At 65.0% G+C, this 16939-nt stretch carries 11 protein-coding genes; 4 read left to right on the top strand and 7 right to left on the bottom strand.

Annotated elements, in window-relative coordinates:
• Positions 1-40: 40 nt before the first annotated feature.
• Positions 41-1222, bottom strand: coding sequence for a hypothetical protein (locus QUW00_RS01825; RefSeq protein WP_289612697.1), 1182 nt, complete (start codon positions 1220-1222; stop codon positions 41-43).
• A gap of 334 nt (positions 1223-1556) precedes the next feature.
• On the opposite strand from QUW00_RS01825, the gene QUW00_RS01820 reads away from it, so the two are divergent.
• Positions 1557-2333 (top strand): SDR family NAD(P)-dependent oxidoreductase, encoded by a 777-nt coding sequence (locus QUW00_RS01820; RefSeq protein ID WP_289612696.1) that lies wholly within the window; start codon positions 1557-1559, stop codon positions 2331-2333.
• Between the two features lie 113 nt (positions 2334-2446).
• On the opposite strand, the gene rho is transcribed toward QUW00_RS01820, so the two are convergent.
• The 4 genes from rho to QUW00_RS01800 all read right to left on the bottom strand — a co-directional run bounded on the left by rho (position 2447) and on the right by QUW00_RS01800 (position 10845).
• Positions 2447-4627, bottom strand: coding sequence for a transcription termination factor Rho (gene rho, locus QUW00_RS01815; RefSeq protein ID WP_289612695.1), 2181 nt, complete (start codon positions 4625-4627; stop codon positions 2447-2449).
• Positions 4627-5310 carry a transaldolase family protein gene (locus QUW00_RS01810; RefSeq protein ID WP_235422428.1) on the bottom strand — a complete coding sequence of 228 codons (684 nt, stop codon included), beginning with the start codon at positions 5308-5310 and terminating at the stop codon, positions 4627-4629. Before QUW00_RS01810 ends, rho begins: the two co-directional genes overlap by 1 nt.
• A 302-nt stretch (positions 5311-5612) precedes the next feature.
• Positions 5613-7457, bottom strand: a complete 1845-nt coding sequence (gene argS, locus QUW00_RS01805) for an arginine--tRNA ligase (RefSeq protein ID WP_289612694.1) — start codon at positions 7455-7457, stop codon at positions 5613-5615.
• A 250-nt stretch (positions 7458-7707) separates the two neighbouring features.
• Positions 7708-10845: a M14 family metallopeptidase gene (locus QUW00_RS01800; RefSeq protein ID WP_289612693.1), complete on the bottom strand. Its 3138-nt coding sequence runs from the start codon at positions 10843-10845 to the stop codon at positions 7708-7710.
• Between the two features lie 552 nt (positions 10846-11397).
• On the opposite strand from QUW00_RS01800, the gene QUW00_RS01795 reads away from it, so the two are divergent.
• Together QUW00_RS01795 and QUW00_RS01790 are read left to right on the top strand one after the other, a co-directional pair.
• Positions 11398-11901 carry a CarD family transcriptional regulator gene (locus tag QUW00_RS01795; protein ID WP_289612692.1) on the top strand — a complete coding sequence of 168 codons (504 nt, stop codon included), beginning with the start codon at positions 11398-11400 and terminating at the stop codon, positions 11899-11901.
• Positions 11902-12163: 262 nt separating this feature from the next.
• A complete protein-coding gene (locus tag QUW00_RS01790; RefSeq protein WP_289612691.1) occupies positions 12164-12778 on the top strand; it encodes an HD domain-containing protein in 615 nt (204 codons plus the stop codon).
• Between the two features lie 123 nt (positions 12779-12901).
• Here QUW00_RS01790 and QUW00_RS01785 read toward each other — a convergent pair whose 3' ends face one another.
• The gene (locus QUW00_RS01785; protein WP_289612690.1) at positions 12902-13855 is read right to left on the bottom strand and encodes a carbohydrate kinase family protein; all 954 of its coding nucleotides are present in this window, start codon (positions 13853-13855) and stop codon (positions 12902-12904) included.
• 134 nt (positions 13856-13989) lie between these two features.
• The gene (locus QUW00_RS01780; protein ID WP_289612689.1) at positions 13990-15276 is read right to left on the bottom strand and encodes a glutamate-5-semialdehyde dehydrogenase; all 1287 of its coding nucleotides are present in this window, start codon (positions 15274-15276) and stop codon (positions 13990-13992) included.
• A 223-nt stretch (positions 15277-15499) separates the two neighbouring features.
• On the opposite strand from QUW00_RS01780, the gene QUW00_RS01775 reads away from it, so the two are divergent.
• A complete protein-coding gene (locus QUW00_RS01775) occupies positions 15500-16912 on the top strand; it encodes an alpha/beta fold hydrolase (protein ID WP_289612688.1) in 1413 nt (470 codons plus the stop codon).
• The last annotated feature ends 27 nt before the right edge of the window (positions 16913-16939 follow it).

Genomic DNA, 16939 nt, shown 5'->3' with positions numbered 1-16939 from the left:
TGCCCGAATGCGTACGGTTACATCTGAAGCTCAACGTGCGTTACGCCTCGACCGTCATGCGCGGGAGCGCCTGGGTTCCGCCCTGGATGACGCGCAGGTACTCGCGGCTCGTACGGCGGACGCTCTGAGAGGGAACGCGCTCGAACTCCTCTTCGAGGATCTCGTTGACGCGCGTATGCCTGCCGGTCTGCTGGGCGCCCTCGGCAAAGGCGCTCATACGGGTCGCGGCGAGCGGGTCGGTGTTGCCCAGGTTCGCCGTCGAAGCGAACGCGGTTGCACCCGCATCATCCGGCTCGGCGAGAATCGCCAGGGCCGCGGCCCACATATCCTCATGGCCGGAATAGTCCGCCATGGGGACCGACGCGACCGCAGGCTCCGCGACGGCCTCGGCTGCAGGCGCGACGGGAACCTCGGAGAAGTAGTCCACAGAGGGCTCGTCCAGGTCGAGATCGAAACCCGCCACCTGCGGCGAGGGAGCGGCAGCCTGGTAGCCCGCCGCGGCCATGTAGACGTTCGTGCTGTCCGCAGCCTGCGCTGCCTGCTGGAACCCCTGACCCGTGACGGCTCCGCTCGGCGTATAGGTCGACGCCGTGACGTCGGCGGGCGCCTGCGCGTAGATCTGCGAGGTGACATCGGCAGAAGCCTGAGATGCCCACACTCCGTAGGCATCATCGGGCTGAGGCGTGTAGGCGAAGGGGTCGACCACGGGCTCGGCGGCGGAAGCAGAATACCCGGCATGTGTCGACGAGGACGCCGCCGCACCGGCGGACATCTCCTCGAGGGCGATCTCGTAGATATCCTTGGAGCGCGCAGGGTCGCAGCTGACCGGGGAATCGCTTCTCAGCAGCTCATCGATATCCGCCCATGCCTCCTCCTCGCTCAGAGCGTCGGAGGCGCGGGCGATCACCGGCACGCCCTTGGGCGCTGCGGTGCGCTGGCGGGAGCGCCGGTAGGCTTCGGCGTCGGCGTTTGCCTTGCGGACCTTCGCCTGGTAGCCCTCATCGCGGTGAGCGGTTGCGATGTCGGCGATACCGAGACCGATGGCGAACAGCCCCACGCCCGCGACGGAGCCGACGGCAAAGGGAACGGCGGCGGACCCGATGACGCTGTGAACACGCTCGAAGGGCATGGTCGCCGCAAACGCCGCAGCGGAAATCGCCAACCCTGCACCCGCCGACAGACCCGCCGTGAGCGCACGATGCGTATGCATGGAAGCCTCCATTGCCGTCTCCTCCATCTCTTGATGCACAACAGCCGAGGTAAACGCGGCAGAAGCCGAGTTCACCCCCGGGGCGTTCGCGGGAAACGTCGATTGTGAAGCTTGGGCGATGTGGTACCAAGCAACGGATGTGGTTCGATTCATCTGCGTTTACCGTCGCGACCGTTAGCAGCTATTATGCGAGAACACCTGCACAAATGCAAGGTAGACTCAATTGCGTCTTGAACGGGTACGCCCACGGAAAACAGCGGCCCTGGCGCCAAATCGACCGCACGAGGCGTCGCGTTTTGGGGAACAAGACGTATTGTGTCGTCTGTCGTCGCATAAAGGAGCTCCCATGCCGTCCATCGCCATCGTCACCGGCGCCTCCTCGGGCCTCGGAAGGGAATTCGTCCGCCGCATCGACGCCGGAGAGGCCGGCCCCATCGATGAGATCTGGGTCGTTGCCCGCCGCGCCGAACGGCTCGACTCGCTCGTGCGGACCACGTCCGTCACCGTGCGCCCCTTCTGCATGGACCTAACCGATCCTGTGTCCTTCAGCATCCTGGAGTCCGCGCTGTCCGAGACGCCCGCAGCGAGCGTGTCGCTCCTTGTCAACAACGCCGGAGCCGGCGCGTTCGGCAGCTTCGCCCACATCGAGCGGTCTGCAGCCGACTCCATGCTCTCCCTTCTGGTCAAAGCCCCCGTCGAGCTCATCTACCGCACGCTCCCCTTCATGAGGCCCGGCTCGCGCATCGTCAACGTGGCGAGCGTCGCGGCATTCATACCCCAGCCGAAGCTCGCGGTCTACTCCGCGTGCAAGCGCTTCGTACTCGACCTGTCGCGTTCGCTCGACGCCGAGCTGGGCGATGCGGGGATCCACGTGACCGCCGTGTGCCCCAAGTTCATGAAGACGGAGTTCCTCGATGCGCCGGGCGATGCCGCCGCGGCGGCCAAGATGTGCGCGATCGGGTTCGAGCAGGCAGACGACGTGGCGCATGCCGCACTTCGCGCCGCGAACGCGGGGCGCAGCCTGTGCATCCCCTCATGCGACATGAAGGCGCTCTACCTCGCATCGCACGTGCTCCCCTACCGAGCGACCGTCGCGATCCAGCGCGCCCTCGGCATTCTGTAGCGCACTTCACGGCGCACCGTTCGCCGGTGCGCCGCTCGCCCATCAGACGAACAGGCCTCCGCAGGATTGCCTGCGGAGGCCTTTACGTGCCATGTGGACGCGCGGCTCGAGGCCTACAGCGCCTCGGGGTGTTCGGCGGCCTTCTTGGCGGTCCTGATGAGGAACTCGTCGTTGGAGTTGGTGCCCTTCAGGCCCTTGATGAACGAGGCGGCAGCGCGCTCGGTGTTGTTCATATTGGCCAGGATGCGCCGGATGCCCCACACGAACGGACGCATGTTCTCGTCGATGAGCAGGTCCTCGTTGCGCGTGCCGGACGCCACCGGATCGATAGCCGGGAAGATGCGGCGGTCGGCGAGGTCGCGGTCGAGCTTGAGCTCCATGTTGCCCGTACCCTTGAACTCCTCGAAGATCACCTCGTCCATCTTGGAGCCGGTGTCGATGAGCGCCGAGGCGAGAATGGTGAGCGAGCCGCCGTTCTCGATGTTGCGGGCGGCACCCAAAAAGCGCTTGGGCGGATAGAGGGCGGCGGAGTCGACGCCGCCGGACAGGATGCGGCCCGATGCGGGGGCTGTCAGGTTGTAGGCGCGCGCAAGACGGGTGATGGAGTCGAGCACGACGACCACGTCCCCGCCCATCTCGACGATGCGCTTGGCGCGCTCGATAACCAGCTCGGAGACACGCGTATGGTTGTCGGCCGGCATATCGAAGGTCGAGGCGACAACCTCGCCGCGAATGGAGCGCTCCATGTCGGTAACTTCCTCGGGGCGCTCGTCAACCAGCAGGCAGATGAGATGGACCTCGGGGTTATTGACCGCGATGGACTGGCAGATGTGCTTCAGGACCGTCGTCTTACCCGCCTTGGGGGGCGAGACGATCAGGCCGCGCTGGCCCTTGCCGATCGGCGAGACGATGTCGATCGCACGGCCGGTGATGGAATCGCGCCCGTGCTCCATCTTGAGCCGCTCATTCGGATAGACGGGCGTGAGCTCGGCGAACTTGGGGCGCATGCGAATCTGCTCGGGGTCGACGCCGTTGACCGAGGCGATCTTGGACAGACCCGGGAACTTGTCGTTGGCGCGCGACGGACGAAGCGTGCCGACGATATAGTCGCCGGTGCGCAGGCGCGCGGCGCGAATGAGGTTCGCGGGGACGAATGCGTCGTCACGGCTGGGCATATAGCCGTGCGCGCGGATGTAGCCGAAGCCCTCGTTGGTGATCTCGAGGATGCCCTCGATGTCGCGGAACCCTTCAGCGTGCGCCGCGGCGACATAGATCTCCTCGACAAGCTCCGCTTTCTTCTTGCCCGTGGTGTCCAGATCGAGCTCGTGGGCCTTCTCGCGCAGCTCGGCAACCTTATAGGACGCGAGCTCCTCGCGGGTCAGGCTCGGCTCGGTCGGAACGCTGTTGTAGCGGTTGGAGCGCTTGTTTCCCCGCCCGTTGCGCTCGGCCTTCGCGTTGCCGCGCCGATCGTTGCGATCTTGGTTGCGCGACGTGCGCTCCCCGTGGCGCGTGGCGTGGGTGCGGCGCTCGCGCGCGCCCTCCGCACGCTGCTCGCCGTCAGCGGACGTACGCTTGTCGTCGGCGGGTTTAGACGATGCCTGCTCGTCTTTGCCCTCGGATGCGTCAGCGGCCGCCTCGGTGGAGTCGGCCTTAGCCGAGGCGCGTTCGCGGCGCTTGCGCGCCTTGGGCTTCGCGTCATCGCGCTCAGCGGCATCAGGGGTGGGCGCATCTGCAGCGGAGGCCTCCGCATCGGCGTCGCGCTGGGCCGCCAGGGCGGCGGCCGCAGCGGCAGCGGCGCGCTCGGCTTCGACATAGGCCTTGGGCTTCCTGCCGCGACGATGCGGGCGCAACGCGGGATCGACAGTGGGAATCTCCGCCGTCGCGGACGGTGCGGCCTCGGCAGCCTTCACGTCCGCTGCGGGCGCCTCGTCGGTCGACTTCTTCTTGGCGCGCGGGCGCTTCGGCGCGGGCTCGGCGATGAGCTCGGCGGCCGCGTCGGCCTCCTGGCGCTGACGACGAACGACTTGTGCTTGGGAAATCTGGGCGAGGGCGCGTGCCTGGGCGACCTCGGATGACACGTCGGGGGCGTCCGCGGTCTTCTTGGCGGTCGTGCGCTTCGTGCGCGTGCGACGGGCCGGCTTGTCCTCAGAGGGGGCGGGGGCGGCATCGGCCGCCTCCGCCTTGGGCTTACGTCCCCGACGCCGCGGCGCGGAATCCTTCGCGGGAAGCGCCGCGTCAGCTTCGGGAGCGTCTACGGACTCGTTGGTAGGGAGCTCGTTTTTCTCTTCTGCCACTATGCCTGCTCAACTACTTTCTTCCAGTCGGCCTCGAACGAAGCGAGACCCTGATCGGTCAGAGGATGCTTGACGCACTTCTTGAGCGCACCGAACGGAACGGTCGCGATATCTGCGCCGAGCAGCGCCGCCTGGGTCACATGGTTGGGGGTACGCACCGATGCGGTGATGATCTCCACCTGGTCGTCGACATTCTTGCCCGTCCAGTCGTAGTTCTTGATGCACGCGATGACGTCGGCGAGCTGGGAGATGCCATCTTCGGCGATGTCGTCGAAGCGACCGACGAACGGCGAGATGTAGCGAGCGCCCGCGTTGGCGGCGAGCAGGGCCTGGGGAGCGGAGAAGACCAACGTCATGTTGATGCGGACGCCCTCGTCAGCAAGCGCGCGGCATGCGGCCAGACCGGCCTCGCACACGGGAAGCTTGACGACGATGTTGGGAGCCAGACCGGCAAGGCGACGGCCCTCTTCGATCATGCCCTCAGCGGTGGTCGCCGTCGACTCGGCGGAGACGGGAAGGCCCTCGCACAGCTCGGCGATCTTGAGCATATGCGGCTCGAAATCGGCGAGCTTGCCGCCGGTGCGAGCGTACAGCGAGGGGTTGGTGGTAACGCCGGCAAGGCAGCCCCAGCTCTTAGCCTCGGCAATCTCGTCAAGATCAGCAGTGTCGATGAAGAACTTCATTCCTATACCTCCTTATGGAAAGCCGCCCTATGCGGCCCATACCCAACTTTGGAGAGTAAACGCGAAAAACGCTTCGCATGCGATAGGCAAACACGCCGCCTGCAAACGTATCAAGGCGGACAACACGTGGATTGTACAAAGGATGCCCAGAAGGCAAGGCCACTATATCACAGTTTCGCCTCGCAACCGGCCGGAGGCGGTCAAAATGCGACGGACGGACGCCCCGCGCGCGGGGCGATCGGCATAAAAAGGGCCCCGCGTCATGCGCGGGGCCCTCACAGCGACATGTGGTATCGCGAGCGCTACATGCGCGTCGGCGCGGACACGCCGATCAGCGACAGGCACAGGGCGATCACCGAGCGAACGGCGTCGCACGCGGCCAGACGCGCGCGAACGAGCTCGGGGTCGACCGGATGGCCCTCGCTCGGCAGCACCTGGCAGGCGGCGTAGAAGCTGTGGAACGCGGAGGCAAGCTCCTCGACGTAGTGCGTGATGCGGAACGGAGCGCGGTCGCGGGCAGCGCCGGCGATGAGGTCCTGCAGCTCGGAGAGCTTACGGGCGAGCGCAAGCTCGGTGGGATCGGTGAGCAGCGCGTAGTCGACATCGCCGTAGATGGCCTTGACGGCGACGTTCTCCATGCCCATGAGGTCGGCCTGCTCGGGCGTGACGCCGGCGGCCTTGCGCAGGATGGAGCAGATGCGGGCATGCGCGTACTGCACGTAGTAGACGGGGTTGGACTGGCTCTTCTCCTTGACGGCATCGATATCGAAGTCGATGGTCTGGTTGGAGGAGCGAGAGACGAGCGTGTAGCGGGCGGCGTCGGCACCGACCTCGTCGATGAGCTCGCGGAACGTGATCATCGTGCCCTTGCGCTTGGACATACGGACCGGCTTGCCGGAGCGCAGCAGGTTCACGAACTGGCCCAGCGGCACCTCGAACTGTCCGGGGTAGCCCAAGGCGTCGCAGACGGCCTTGACGCGGGCGATGTAGCCGTGGTGGTCGGCGCCCCAGATGTCGAGAACGAGGTCGACGCGCTGGAACTTGTTCCAGTGGTAGGCGATGTCGGACGAGAAGTAGGTATAGTCGCCGTTGGTCTTCTGGATGACGCGGTCCTTGTCGTCGCCGAAGGCGGTGGACTTGAACCACAGCGCACCGTCGTCGGTGCGATAGAGGTAGCCCATCTCGTCCAGCTTGGCGTAGGCGCGCTCGACCGGCGAGGTGCCCGTCCAGTCCTTCTGGTACATGGTGCGCTCGCTCATCCACACGTCGAAGTCGCAGCGCACGTCGTGGCAGGTGTCCTTCATGTCCTTGAGCATCTTCTGATAGCCGCGCTCACGGAAGGAAAGCATACGCTCCTGCGGATCGGCGTTCACCCACTGGTCGCCGTCGCTCTTCCAGAAGGCAGCGGCCTCGTCGATGATGTAGGTGCCGCCGTAGGAATCCTTGCCCAGATCGGCGGTGAACTCATCCATGTAGGGGTGGCTATCGGGATGCTCGTCGGCCTCGTCCTGCACGTAGTTGTCGCGATCCTTGGCGAGGAAGTCGCGGGCGGCGTCGATGTCGCAGCCCTGCTTCTCCATGATGTCAGCAAGCTGCATGTAGCGCTTGGAGATGGAGTTGCCGAACGTGTTCATCTGGTTGCCGTAGTCGTTGATCCAGAACTCGCGCTCGATATCGTAGCCGGCGTGCTCCATCACGCGGCACATGGAGTCGCCCAGCGCGGCCCAGCGACCGTGGCCCACGTGCATGGGGCCGACGGGGTTGGCGGACACGAACTCGACCTGGGTCTTCACGCCGCCACCGACGTTGGAGCGGGCGAAGTCCATCCCCTGCTCGCGCGCCTCGGCGAACACGGCGTTCTTGGCGACGACGGACAGGTAAAAGTTGATGAAGCCGGGGCCGGCGATCTCGACGTGGTCGACGATCTCGCTTTCGGGCAGGTGGGCCACGACGGCCTCAGCGATCTTGCGCGGAGCGCAGTGGGCCAGCTTGGCGGACTTGAGCGCCATCGTGGAGGTCCACTCACCATGAGAAGTGTCCGCAGGTCGCTCGATGCCGCAGTCCTCCAACTCGAACGCGGGCACCTCGCCCGCCTCAACCGCTGCGGCGAGGGCAGCGCGCACCAGCTCTTCGATCTTCTCGGGCATGAATCCTCCTCGGTGAACGGTCCCGCTTCTTCCGCCGGCGGGATGTGAGTCCAGACATAAGCGGTACTTTATCACACCGAAGAGGGTCTTTCTCGATTTATACCGCGAGAACATGCGATTTTTGTGAGACTTCATGCAGAACGGACACCCGGGGCGCGGCGACGTATCGCATGGCGACGCGGCCGGCCCCGACATCGTGTCCGGGACCGGCCGCGCGAAGGGGACCCGCTGGGCCTATGCGGCACGCAGGCTATGCGGTGAAGTCGTCACCGAGCAGCTTGCTGTAGACGGCCGCGGTCAGGAAGCGGTACTCATCCTGCTGGTGCGCCTTGTTGGTCAAGGTGTTCGCAAACAGCGTCATGTTGTAGCCGTCCTGCTGGTAGTCGATGGCCTGGATGGTGCCCTTGTACTTGGCGATGTGATCGGAGCTCATGAAGCCCTCGATCGGATCGTCATCGGTGGTCTTCACGAGGACCTTGGCGCCCTCGGGAACACCGGTGATGAACGTTCCGCCGTAGCCGTACATGAGGTCGTCGCCCTCGCCGACATAGGTCGCCGTGACGATGCTCTCCTCCGGGAACTCGACGGTGGTGAGCGCGTCGTAGGACATCATGGCATCGGCGTTGTAGGTGAGGTCGACGCCGAGCGAGGCGACGGACTCGAGCGCGTTGGCGGTGTAGCCCACGTACGGCTTGCCCTCGGCAACGAGCTTGCCCTCCTCCTCGGTGAGCGCCTGGTTGCCCACGATGATATCGGCCTCATCGGCGGAATCGACGAGCGTGAAGCCCATCTGCTGGCCGAGCGAGAACATATCCATGTTGTAGGTCGTGTTGAGGCGGTTCTGGTAGTCCTTAAGACCGTACTCCGTGCCGTCCTCGGTCGTCATGAACTCGGGCACGGCGCCGGGCACGTAGACCTTGATCTCGGTCTTGATGACCTTGGCCTCGGGAGCCTCGGAGACCTTGTGGGCGTCGAGCACGTAATCGTCCTTGATCGCGTCGAAGTCGGAAGCGGCCACGACGTAGTCGCCCTCGGCGTCGCCGCCGGTCACGAGACCGACCTTCACGCCGTCGTTCAGCATGGCGTTGACGGCGCGGATGGCCTCGACGCCGCTGTTCTCGATGCGGACGATATCGCCCTCGCCGTCGACCTCGGTTGCGAGCTCGAGGGGCTCGGTCAGGTCGGCGAGCTGTGCGTCATCGAAGGCGCCCGGCGTGGTGATGATGTCCGTGTCGAAACCGCGCTGATCGGGGAAGTTGGTGACGGGCTCGGAGTACAGCGAGGTCCAGTCGTCGATGACCATGTTCTTGTACAGGGCGGCGTTGGCCATGTTGCGCTTGGCCTGGTGCATGTCGACCACGACCGTGCCGGCGGCATAGGTCGTATCGCCCACCTTGAAGTCCTCGGACAGCTGTGCGAGCCTGACATCGTTGCGCAGCAGGTACTCCACCATCTCGGCGGCAGCGGCACGATCCTGCTGGGAAGTAGCGTCGACGGGGATCACGTAGTACTCGGGGAAGAAGTTGTTGTTCTCCTCATAGCGCGGACGGAAAACGTCGGCCTCGGCGCCCGGCTCGTCGGACTGGCTCACGTAGTAGGGACGGATCTCGTCGGGATCGATGTTCTCGATGCCGCGCTCGTAGCGCTCGAGCTGGTTCAGGAACATCTCGTCTTTGTTCTCGGACACGAACTCGGCGTTGCCGACGAAGCCGTACTTCACCGCGACCACAGCGTCCTGGGAGCCGTAGGGCAGCTCGACGGTGTAGGCGTTCGTGCCGTGCAGCATCGCGTACTGCGGCGTGTAGCTCGAGGACATGTCATCGAACGGGACCCACTCGAGGCTGCCGTCATCGGCCACCTTGAGGTAGTCGCGCATGGGGATCTGCACGCTGTTGATCGAGTCGTTGTTCGAGATCGCGGCGGCGGCGAACGCCTCGCCCTGCTGCATGGCCGTGTCGATGAACAGGTCGTACTCGTTGTTGGGGTCGTGCGTCGGCGAGCAGGGCTCGACCTGGAACTGCGTGTAGTAGCCGTGGATCTCGTGCAGCGAGATCGGGTTCCACGTGGCGATGAGCTCGGTCATGGCCTGGGTCTCGGGCTGCGTCTGATACGTGTTGTCACGGTTGAGGTCCAGACCGTTGCCGCCCGTGCGCACGTTGTAGGTGCGGCCGTCGACGTTCTCGCTGGGAACCATGATGAAGAACACGTCGTCGAGAATCTCTTCGGGATCGAGGGTGCGGTCCTCGACGTTGTAGTAGGACTCGAACTGCTCCTCGGTCATGTCGACCGCGGCATCGGGGTTGGCCTCGGGGTCATCGGTGGGATTCATCTCGCCCTTGCCCTGGATATAGCCCACGCCCGTCACGTCATCGGCGATGAGCTCGGACCAAGCGGTGCCGTCGGACTTCATCTCCTGCTCGAGCGTGGCCTTGCCCTCGTCGGTCAGGCTCTCGACGGTGCTGTACTCGATCGGCTCGTTCTTCACGAGGGCGCGCAGGAACTCCATGACGCCGTCGGAGCCGATGATCTCGTCCGCGTGGATGTTGCTGTAGACGACGGGCACCTTGTACTCGAGCGTACCGGCCTCGACCTCTTCCTGCACGGCGGCAGGCTCGGTCTCCATGCGCTCGGTGAGCTCGAGGTACTCGTCGAGGTCGGCCTCTTCCTTGGCGACGAAGATGGCGTTGATGGGCCTGCCCTCAGCGGACTGGCCGATCTCGGTCACCTCGGCGTACAGGCCGTTCTCCTTGGCCTGCTCGGCCAGCTCGGGCAGCTCGGCGTCGAGCTCGGCCTGCGTGCGGTACTGATCGTAGGGGCGCACGTCGACCTCGGCGGTGCCGACGGTCTCGCCGTCGAGCGTGCAGGTGAGGTCATAGGTGCCGGTGTAATCGAGGATGGTGTCGCGCACCTGGGAGCGGTCGCGGTTGTCGATGCCGTCATAGCCGAACATCGTCGTGCTGTCGAAGGTCAGTTTGAGCGCGGCGGAGCCATCGACCTCGGCGGCCGTGGTCTGGATATTGGTGAAGAACTCCCCTTGCGGCTGCTCGGAGGTCCCGACCGTCTGCCACTCCTCGAGCGCGCCGCCCAGATACTGGTACGGGAACGCCTCGGCGTCCTGTGCGCCCTCTTCGCGGCTGAGCGACCAGCTCACCTTGCCCTCGTCGATGAGGGCCTGCAGGTCGTCGGTGCTCTTGCCGCTGACCGGAAGCGTCGCCTCAAAGCTGCGCGCCTCGGTCATCGAGATCACGTCGGCGGCTTCCTCGCCCGCCCCCTCGGTCACGTTTGCAAACGTGATGGTGCCCGAGCTGCCGCCAGAGCAGCCGGTCAGGGCGAGCGCGAACGCAAGGCCGGCAGTCGCGGCGATGGACGCTCTCATCTTCATGCTCATCTGATCTCCCTTCTGTTACCTGTACGACTGGTTAAGCGATTTATTCACTTTTACGCTTACCACCTCCCCCGTTCGAGACCTGCGCGACAATACGGTAAGATAACTAGTTAATCAGCAGATTGCCTGTTCTTTAGTTTAGTAAAGTCTATGCGGCCCCTGTTTCCGACACGTTCCAACTCTGTAAAATGCTCTACAACAGTATGCATTTTTAGATGAATACTATTCATCTACCCACAGCTTAAACAAGGACCGCTCACCCTTTTTCGACCTTCGCCAGACGGTCTTCGCATCGGGGCGAGTGGCAAACGGGTTCGCAGACGGTAGCCACAGACCGCCCAGCGGTAATGCGCGCGCAGACTCTTTCGATCAACCGGGCTCGTTGTCGGAGGTCCCTGTCGGTCGCCGTGCACCCCCCCCGGCGGCGAGCGCACGCGCGCAGTCGGACGGGCGCAAACGACCCCCAAATATGCCGCTTTTGTGGCTATATTAGGCAAACCTGCACGTAGAAGTGGTATTCTATCAACAGTTGAGAGCTCATCAGTTGGAGGAAGCATGTTTCGTATCGGAGAGCACGTCATCCATCCGGGCCAAGGCGTCTGCACCGTCGTGGGCTTCGAAGATGGCCCATCGCCCATGATCGTCCTGGAAGCCCGCTCCGGCCACGCCAAGACCCGCCTGCTATATCCCGTATCCCAAGCCGACCGTCTGCACGCCTGCATAGATAAAGAACAGGCAGAGGCCCTTATCGCTGGGTACGCCGCCCTCGAATGCGACCCGTACACCGAGCGCAACAGCTCGCTTGAGGAGAGCTATTTCAAAAAGCAGCTCAAACTCGGTGCACCCGAGACCCTGCGCGTCGTCAAGACCATGCGCCGGCGCATCCGCGATGCACAGGAGCGCGCCAAGAAGCCGAGCAGCTACTACACGCGCATCCTCAAAGAAGCGCGCAGGCGTTCCATCGAGGAGTTCGCCGTCGCGCTCGACGTGAGCGAAGAGGACGCTGACGACCGCCTGCACGCGGCCGCAGTCCAGGCAGGCGAAATCCCCGACAACTGACACCCAATGTAAAATCACCCTAGGGATTTTTTTACATGCGAACCATACGCCCCGAACGAGCGCACAGGGCGCGCGCCGGACGTTGACCGCCGGGCGTTCGCATGGTATACCATCATCAGTTTTCACCTCCCCCGACACCGGTTGGGGGAACCAAGGTGCCCGATTCTGACCGCAGGTACGGCGCGCAGCGCTATAAGGCAGGGTCGCGGCACCTTTTTGTTTATCGGACGCGGAGCATCCGCGGCGGAACAGGAGGGACCTCATGGCAACGAAGCTTTCGGCAGGCATGACGCGCGAGCAGGCGTTCGCGCTGCTCAACGAGCACAACAAGGACCCCTTCCATATCGAGCACGGCGAGACGGTCGAGCAGACCATGCGCTATTTCGCCCGTGAGTACGACCCCGAGAACGAGGAGTTCTGGGGCATCGTGGGACTGCTTCACGACCTGGATTGGGAGGAGCATGCCGACGATCCGGACAACCACACCATCTACGCCGCGAAGGATATCGAGGCAGCGGGCGGCACGCCCGAGCTCATCCGCGCCATCCAGAGCCACACGAGCGACTGGAACACGTCGCTGCCGGCGCCCGAGCACCAGATGGAGAAGATCCTCTTTGCGACCGAGGAGCTCACCGGCCTTATCGGCGCGGCTGTGGTGATGCGCCCCTCCAAGAGCGTCATGGACTTCAACGTGAAGTCGCTCAAGAAGAAATTCAAGGACAAGCGCTTCGCCGCCGGCGTCTCGCGCGACGTGATCCGCTCCGGCGCCGAGAAGCTCGGCTGGGAACTCGATGAGCTGTTCGCCCGTACCATCGAAGCCATGCAGTCCTTCGCCCCCGACCGCGACACCTTCGGCAAGGACAGCCAGGAGGCTTAAGTTCACCGCCTCATGTGAAACAGCGTCTGACGCGATTTCACGCACGAGCGCGCCCTCGGCCGGCATCGCAGCCGACCGGGGGCGCGCTGTGTCAGATGAGCCTCCTTCGAAGCAGCGTCGGGCTTACGCCTTGAGCAGCTCCATGACCGCCTCACGCGAAGGCATCGAGGGGATGCCGCCGCGACCGCGCACGCACAGCGACGCCACGGCGTTACCCATGCGTGCGAAGCCCGCGGCGTCGTCGATGCGAACCTTTTCAGGAGCAAGGCCGCTTTCGACGAACGCCGCAAGAAAACCTCCCCAGAAGGAGTCGCCGGCACCCGTGGTATCCACGACATCGGCGGGAAAGCCGGGGACCTCGCGCATGCCGTCGGCGCAGGCGACCAGGGCGCCGGACCCGCCGAGCGTCACCGCGACGATCTTCGGACCCTGCGCGAGGAGCGCCGACGCCGCCTCGGCGGGATCTGCATGGCCGGTCATGAGCTCGCATTCCTCGTCGGAGATCTTCATGAGGTCCATGTCGGTCACAATCGAGCGCATCTGGATAGACGCAGCCTCGGCCGATGGCCACAGGTTCGCACGGTAGTTGGGATCGTATGACAGCACGCAGCCCGCCTCGCGCGCGATCTTGATGGCACAAAGCGTCGCCGAGCGCGCCGGCTCATCGGTCAGCGACAGCGAGCCCACATGGAACACCCTAGAGGACTCGATCGTATCGCAGGCGAGGTCAGCAGGGGCAAGCTGCGTGTCGGCGCCCGGCTTGCGGGCGAAGGAGAACGCACGCTCGCCGGTGGGCGCGAGCGCCACGAAGGCGAGCGTGGTGAAAAACGCAGGGTCGCGTATCAGGCCCGAGCAGTCGATGCCCTCGGATTCGAGCACGTCGCGCAGGAAGTCGCCGTGCATATCGGCGCCCACCTTGCCCAGAAACGCCGTGGCGTGCCCCAGGTGCTCGAGCGCCACGAGCACATTTGCCGGCGCGCCGCCGGGATTTCGCTCGAACAGCGACATGCCGTTCTCCGAGGTCCCCGCCTCGGTGAAATCGATGAGAACCTCGCCCAGCGCCGTCACGTCAACCATGCTGCCCGCCTTTCGAAGCAATGTGATATCGATACCACCACATGATAGCCCCCCAACGCATATTCGAATATATGCAGATGCGACCTCTCGGCGAGCTGCCGGGAGGCCGCATGGGCAAGGCGATGTGGCTGACGCTACGGACGGACCTGTCCGTCGCCGCGAATCTCGTATTTATACGTGGTCAGCGCCTCGGCGGCAAACGGTCCGCGCGCGTGCAGCTTCTGCGTCGAGATGCCGATCTCGGCACCCAGGCCGAACTCGCCGCCGTCGGTGAAGCGGGTGCTCGCGTTCGCGTAGACCGAGCTCGCGTCCACTTCGCGCAAGAACCGTTCGCATGCCTGCCCGTCTTCGGCGATGATGGCCTCCGAGTGCATGGTGCCGTAGCGATTGATATGCGCGATCGCCTCGTCGAGGCCGCTCACGCACTTCACCGAGATCTCCATGGCCAGGTACTCGCGGCCCCAATCCTCCTGCATCGCGGGCACGAAGGCCTCGCCCTCGGCAAGGCCGAGCTCGCGGCAGACCTCGCAGGCCGTCTCGTCGCCATGGATGAGCACGCCCGCACACGAAAGCTCGCGAAGCATATCGGGCAGGAAGGCAGCGGCGACCGCGGCGTCCACAAGCAACGACTCGCAGGCGTTGCACACACCCACCCGCTGCGTCTTGGCGTTCATCACGATGGGGCGCGCCTTGGAGAAATCGGCGCTGGCGTGCACGTAGATATGGCAGTTGCCCGTACCCGTCTCGATGACCGGCACGAGCGACTCGCGCACGCACCGCTGGATGAGACCCGCGCCGCCGCGCGGAATGAGCACGTCCACCACGCCGCGCAGGCTCATGAGCGCTCCGGTCGCAGCGCGGTCGGTGGTCTCGATGATGGTCACGGCTTGGCGCGGGAAACCCGAGGCCTCGACGGCGTCGGCCAGCGCATGCGCAATGGCCACGCACGAGCGCTGGGCGAGCGACCCGCCGCGCAGGATGCAGGCGTTGCCGGTGCGGATGCAGATGCCCGCGGCATCGGCGGTGACGTTGGGGCGCGCCTCGTACACCATGGCCACCAGACCCAGCGGTACGCTCACTTTTTGCAGGTCGAGACCCTGATCGATCGTGCGGTGCTCGAGCACGCGCCCCACGGGGTCGGGCAGCTCGGCGAGCTTCTCCAGGCCTGCCGCCATCCCCTCGATGCGCTCGCCGGTGAGCAGCAGGCGGTCGAGCAACCCGTCGCTTGTCCCCACCTCGCGCGCGGCAGCCATGTCCTGGGCGTTGGCGTCCAGGATGTCGTCGACGTGCTCCCGAAGGGCAGCGGCCATGGCGCGGACAGCGGCCTGCCGCACCTCATCGCTTGCAAACCCAAGGGGGCGCGACGCCTCCTTGGCGGCAGCCGCCAGCTGCCCCACGTATGCCTTGACATCCTGCGCCATAGGGCACCTCCCTGCTCGCATGTGTTCGCTGCATCCATGCTACCCGATATCGCGTATACCCGCTCCGGAAAGGACCGGGCGACACACGTTGGAAGCATCGAGGCGAATCTGCCTCGCCGCCAAGCGACAAGTTTGTACCCGGCACCATCTTGTCGCTATTGCCGTCTTGCCGCTACCCTGTTTCATGACGAAGCACCACGAGCGTTGATTCCGAGGAGCCGCCATGACGAAGCTCGCCAGCTACCATGTACCCGGACTCTATGTCGAAGACCACGCCATCGACGTGCCCCTCGACTGGCGCGGGCTCGAGCCCGCCTTGCTTGCGATGGGAATGACGATGCGCGCGGGCGCCTTCCCTCCCCCGATACCCGGGGCGCCGGAGAGCATCAAATTGTTTTACCGGGTTGTCTGCGATCCGCAGCATGCCCACGACGACCTACCGCTGCTCGTGTACTTCCAGGGCGGTCCGGGCGGATCGTGCCCGCGCCCTCTGTCTCCCGCAGACGACGGCTGGATCGCCGAGGCCATCAAGCACTATCGCGTTATCCTCCCCGACCAGCGCGGCTGCGGCCGCAGCTCGCGTCTGAGCGGTCGCGGCATCGAGCAGCTGGGCCGGGCGGCCGCCGCATCCGGTGCCGACTCGGCGCGCGCCCAAGCTGACCTCCTCAAGCGCTACCTTGCGCCATCCATCGTGAAGGACTTCGAATACCTGCGCATCACGCAGTTCGGCGGGCGGCCGTGGACGACGCTCGGCCAAAGCTACGGCGGTTTTATCACCTTGAGCTACCTATCGACCTATCCGACCGGCATCGCGCAGGCCTTTATCTGCGGCGGCGTCCCGCATCTGCCCGCGAGCGCTGCCGAGGTGTACGCGCACACCTTTCCGCGCATGGCTGCCAAAACGCGCGCCTACTACGAGCGCTATCCGCAGGATATCGAGCGTGTCGCCGCCGTCGCGGATCTCGTGGGCGAACGCGAGATCATGCTCCCCGACGCAAGCCCGCTGACCGTCGAGCGCCTCCAGCTGCTGGGCAGCGACTTTGGCATGAAGCCGAGCTTCGAGCGCATGCACTGGCTGCTCGACACCGCCTTCGAGGACGGAGACGGCGCGTTGGACGGTACCTCCCCCGAGCTCACCGACGCGTTCCTCATGGGGGTTCTCGACCGTACGACCACGCGCGCCAATCCGCTGTACTGGACGTTGCAGGAGTTCATCTACGCAGATGGCACCTGTTCGCCCATCCGTTGGGCGGCGGCCGCCGAGAAGGCGCGCCGGCCCGAATTCGACCCTGCCGCACGGCCGCTTCTGTTTACCGGCGAAGCCTGTTTCCCCTGGATGTTCGAGCAGATGCCCGAGCTTGCACCTTTCGCCCATGCCATGGAGCTGCTCATGGAGGACATCGAGTTCGACCGGGCGTACGACCCCGCACGCCTTGCCGCAAACGAGGTGCCGCTGCATGCCGCCGTGTATTTCGACGATATGTACGTGGATTCGGGCCTCCAGCTCGACACGCTCTCGCACGTGGGCAACGCGCACCCGTGGGTCACCAACGAATTCGAACATGACGGGCTGCACGGCGATACCGTGTTCGGCCATCTCTACGAGGAGGCGCGCGCCGCCGGCCACGTGAGCTAAGCCCTGAAGGCGCTTGAGGGACGGGCG

This window comes from Collinsella tanakaei (assembly GCF_030373545.1).
GTDB classification, from domain to species: Bacteria; Actinomycetota; Coriobacteriia; order Coriobacteriales; family Coriobacteriaceae; genus Collinsella; species Collinsella tanakaei_C.
Note: the sequence above shows the minus strand (reverse complement) of the source record. Positions and strands in the feature narration are given on the sequence as shown.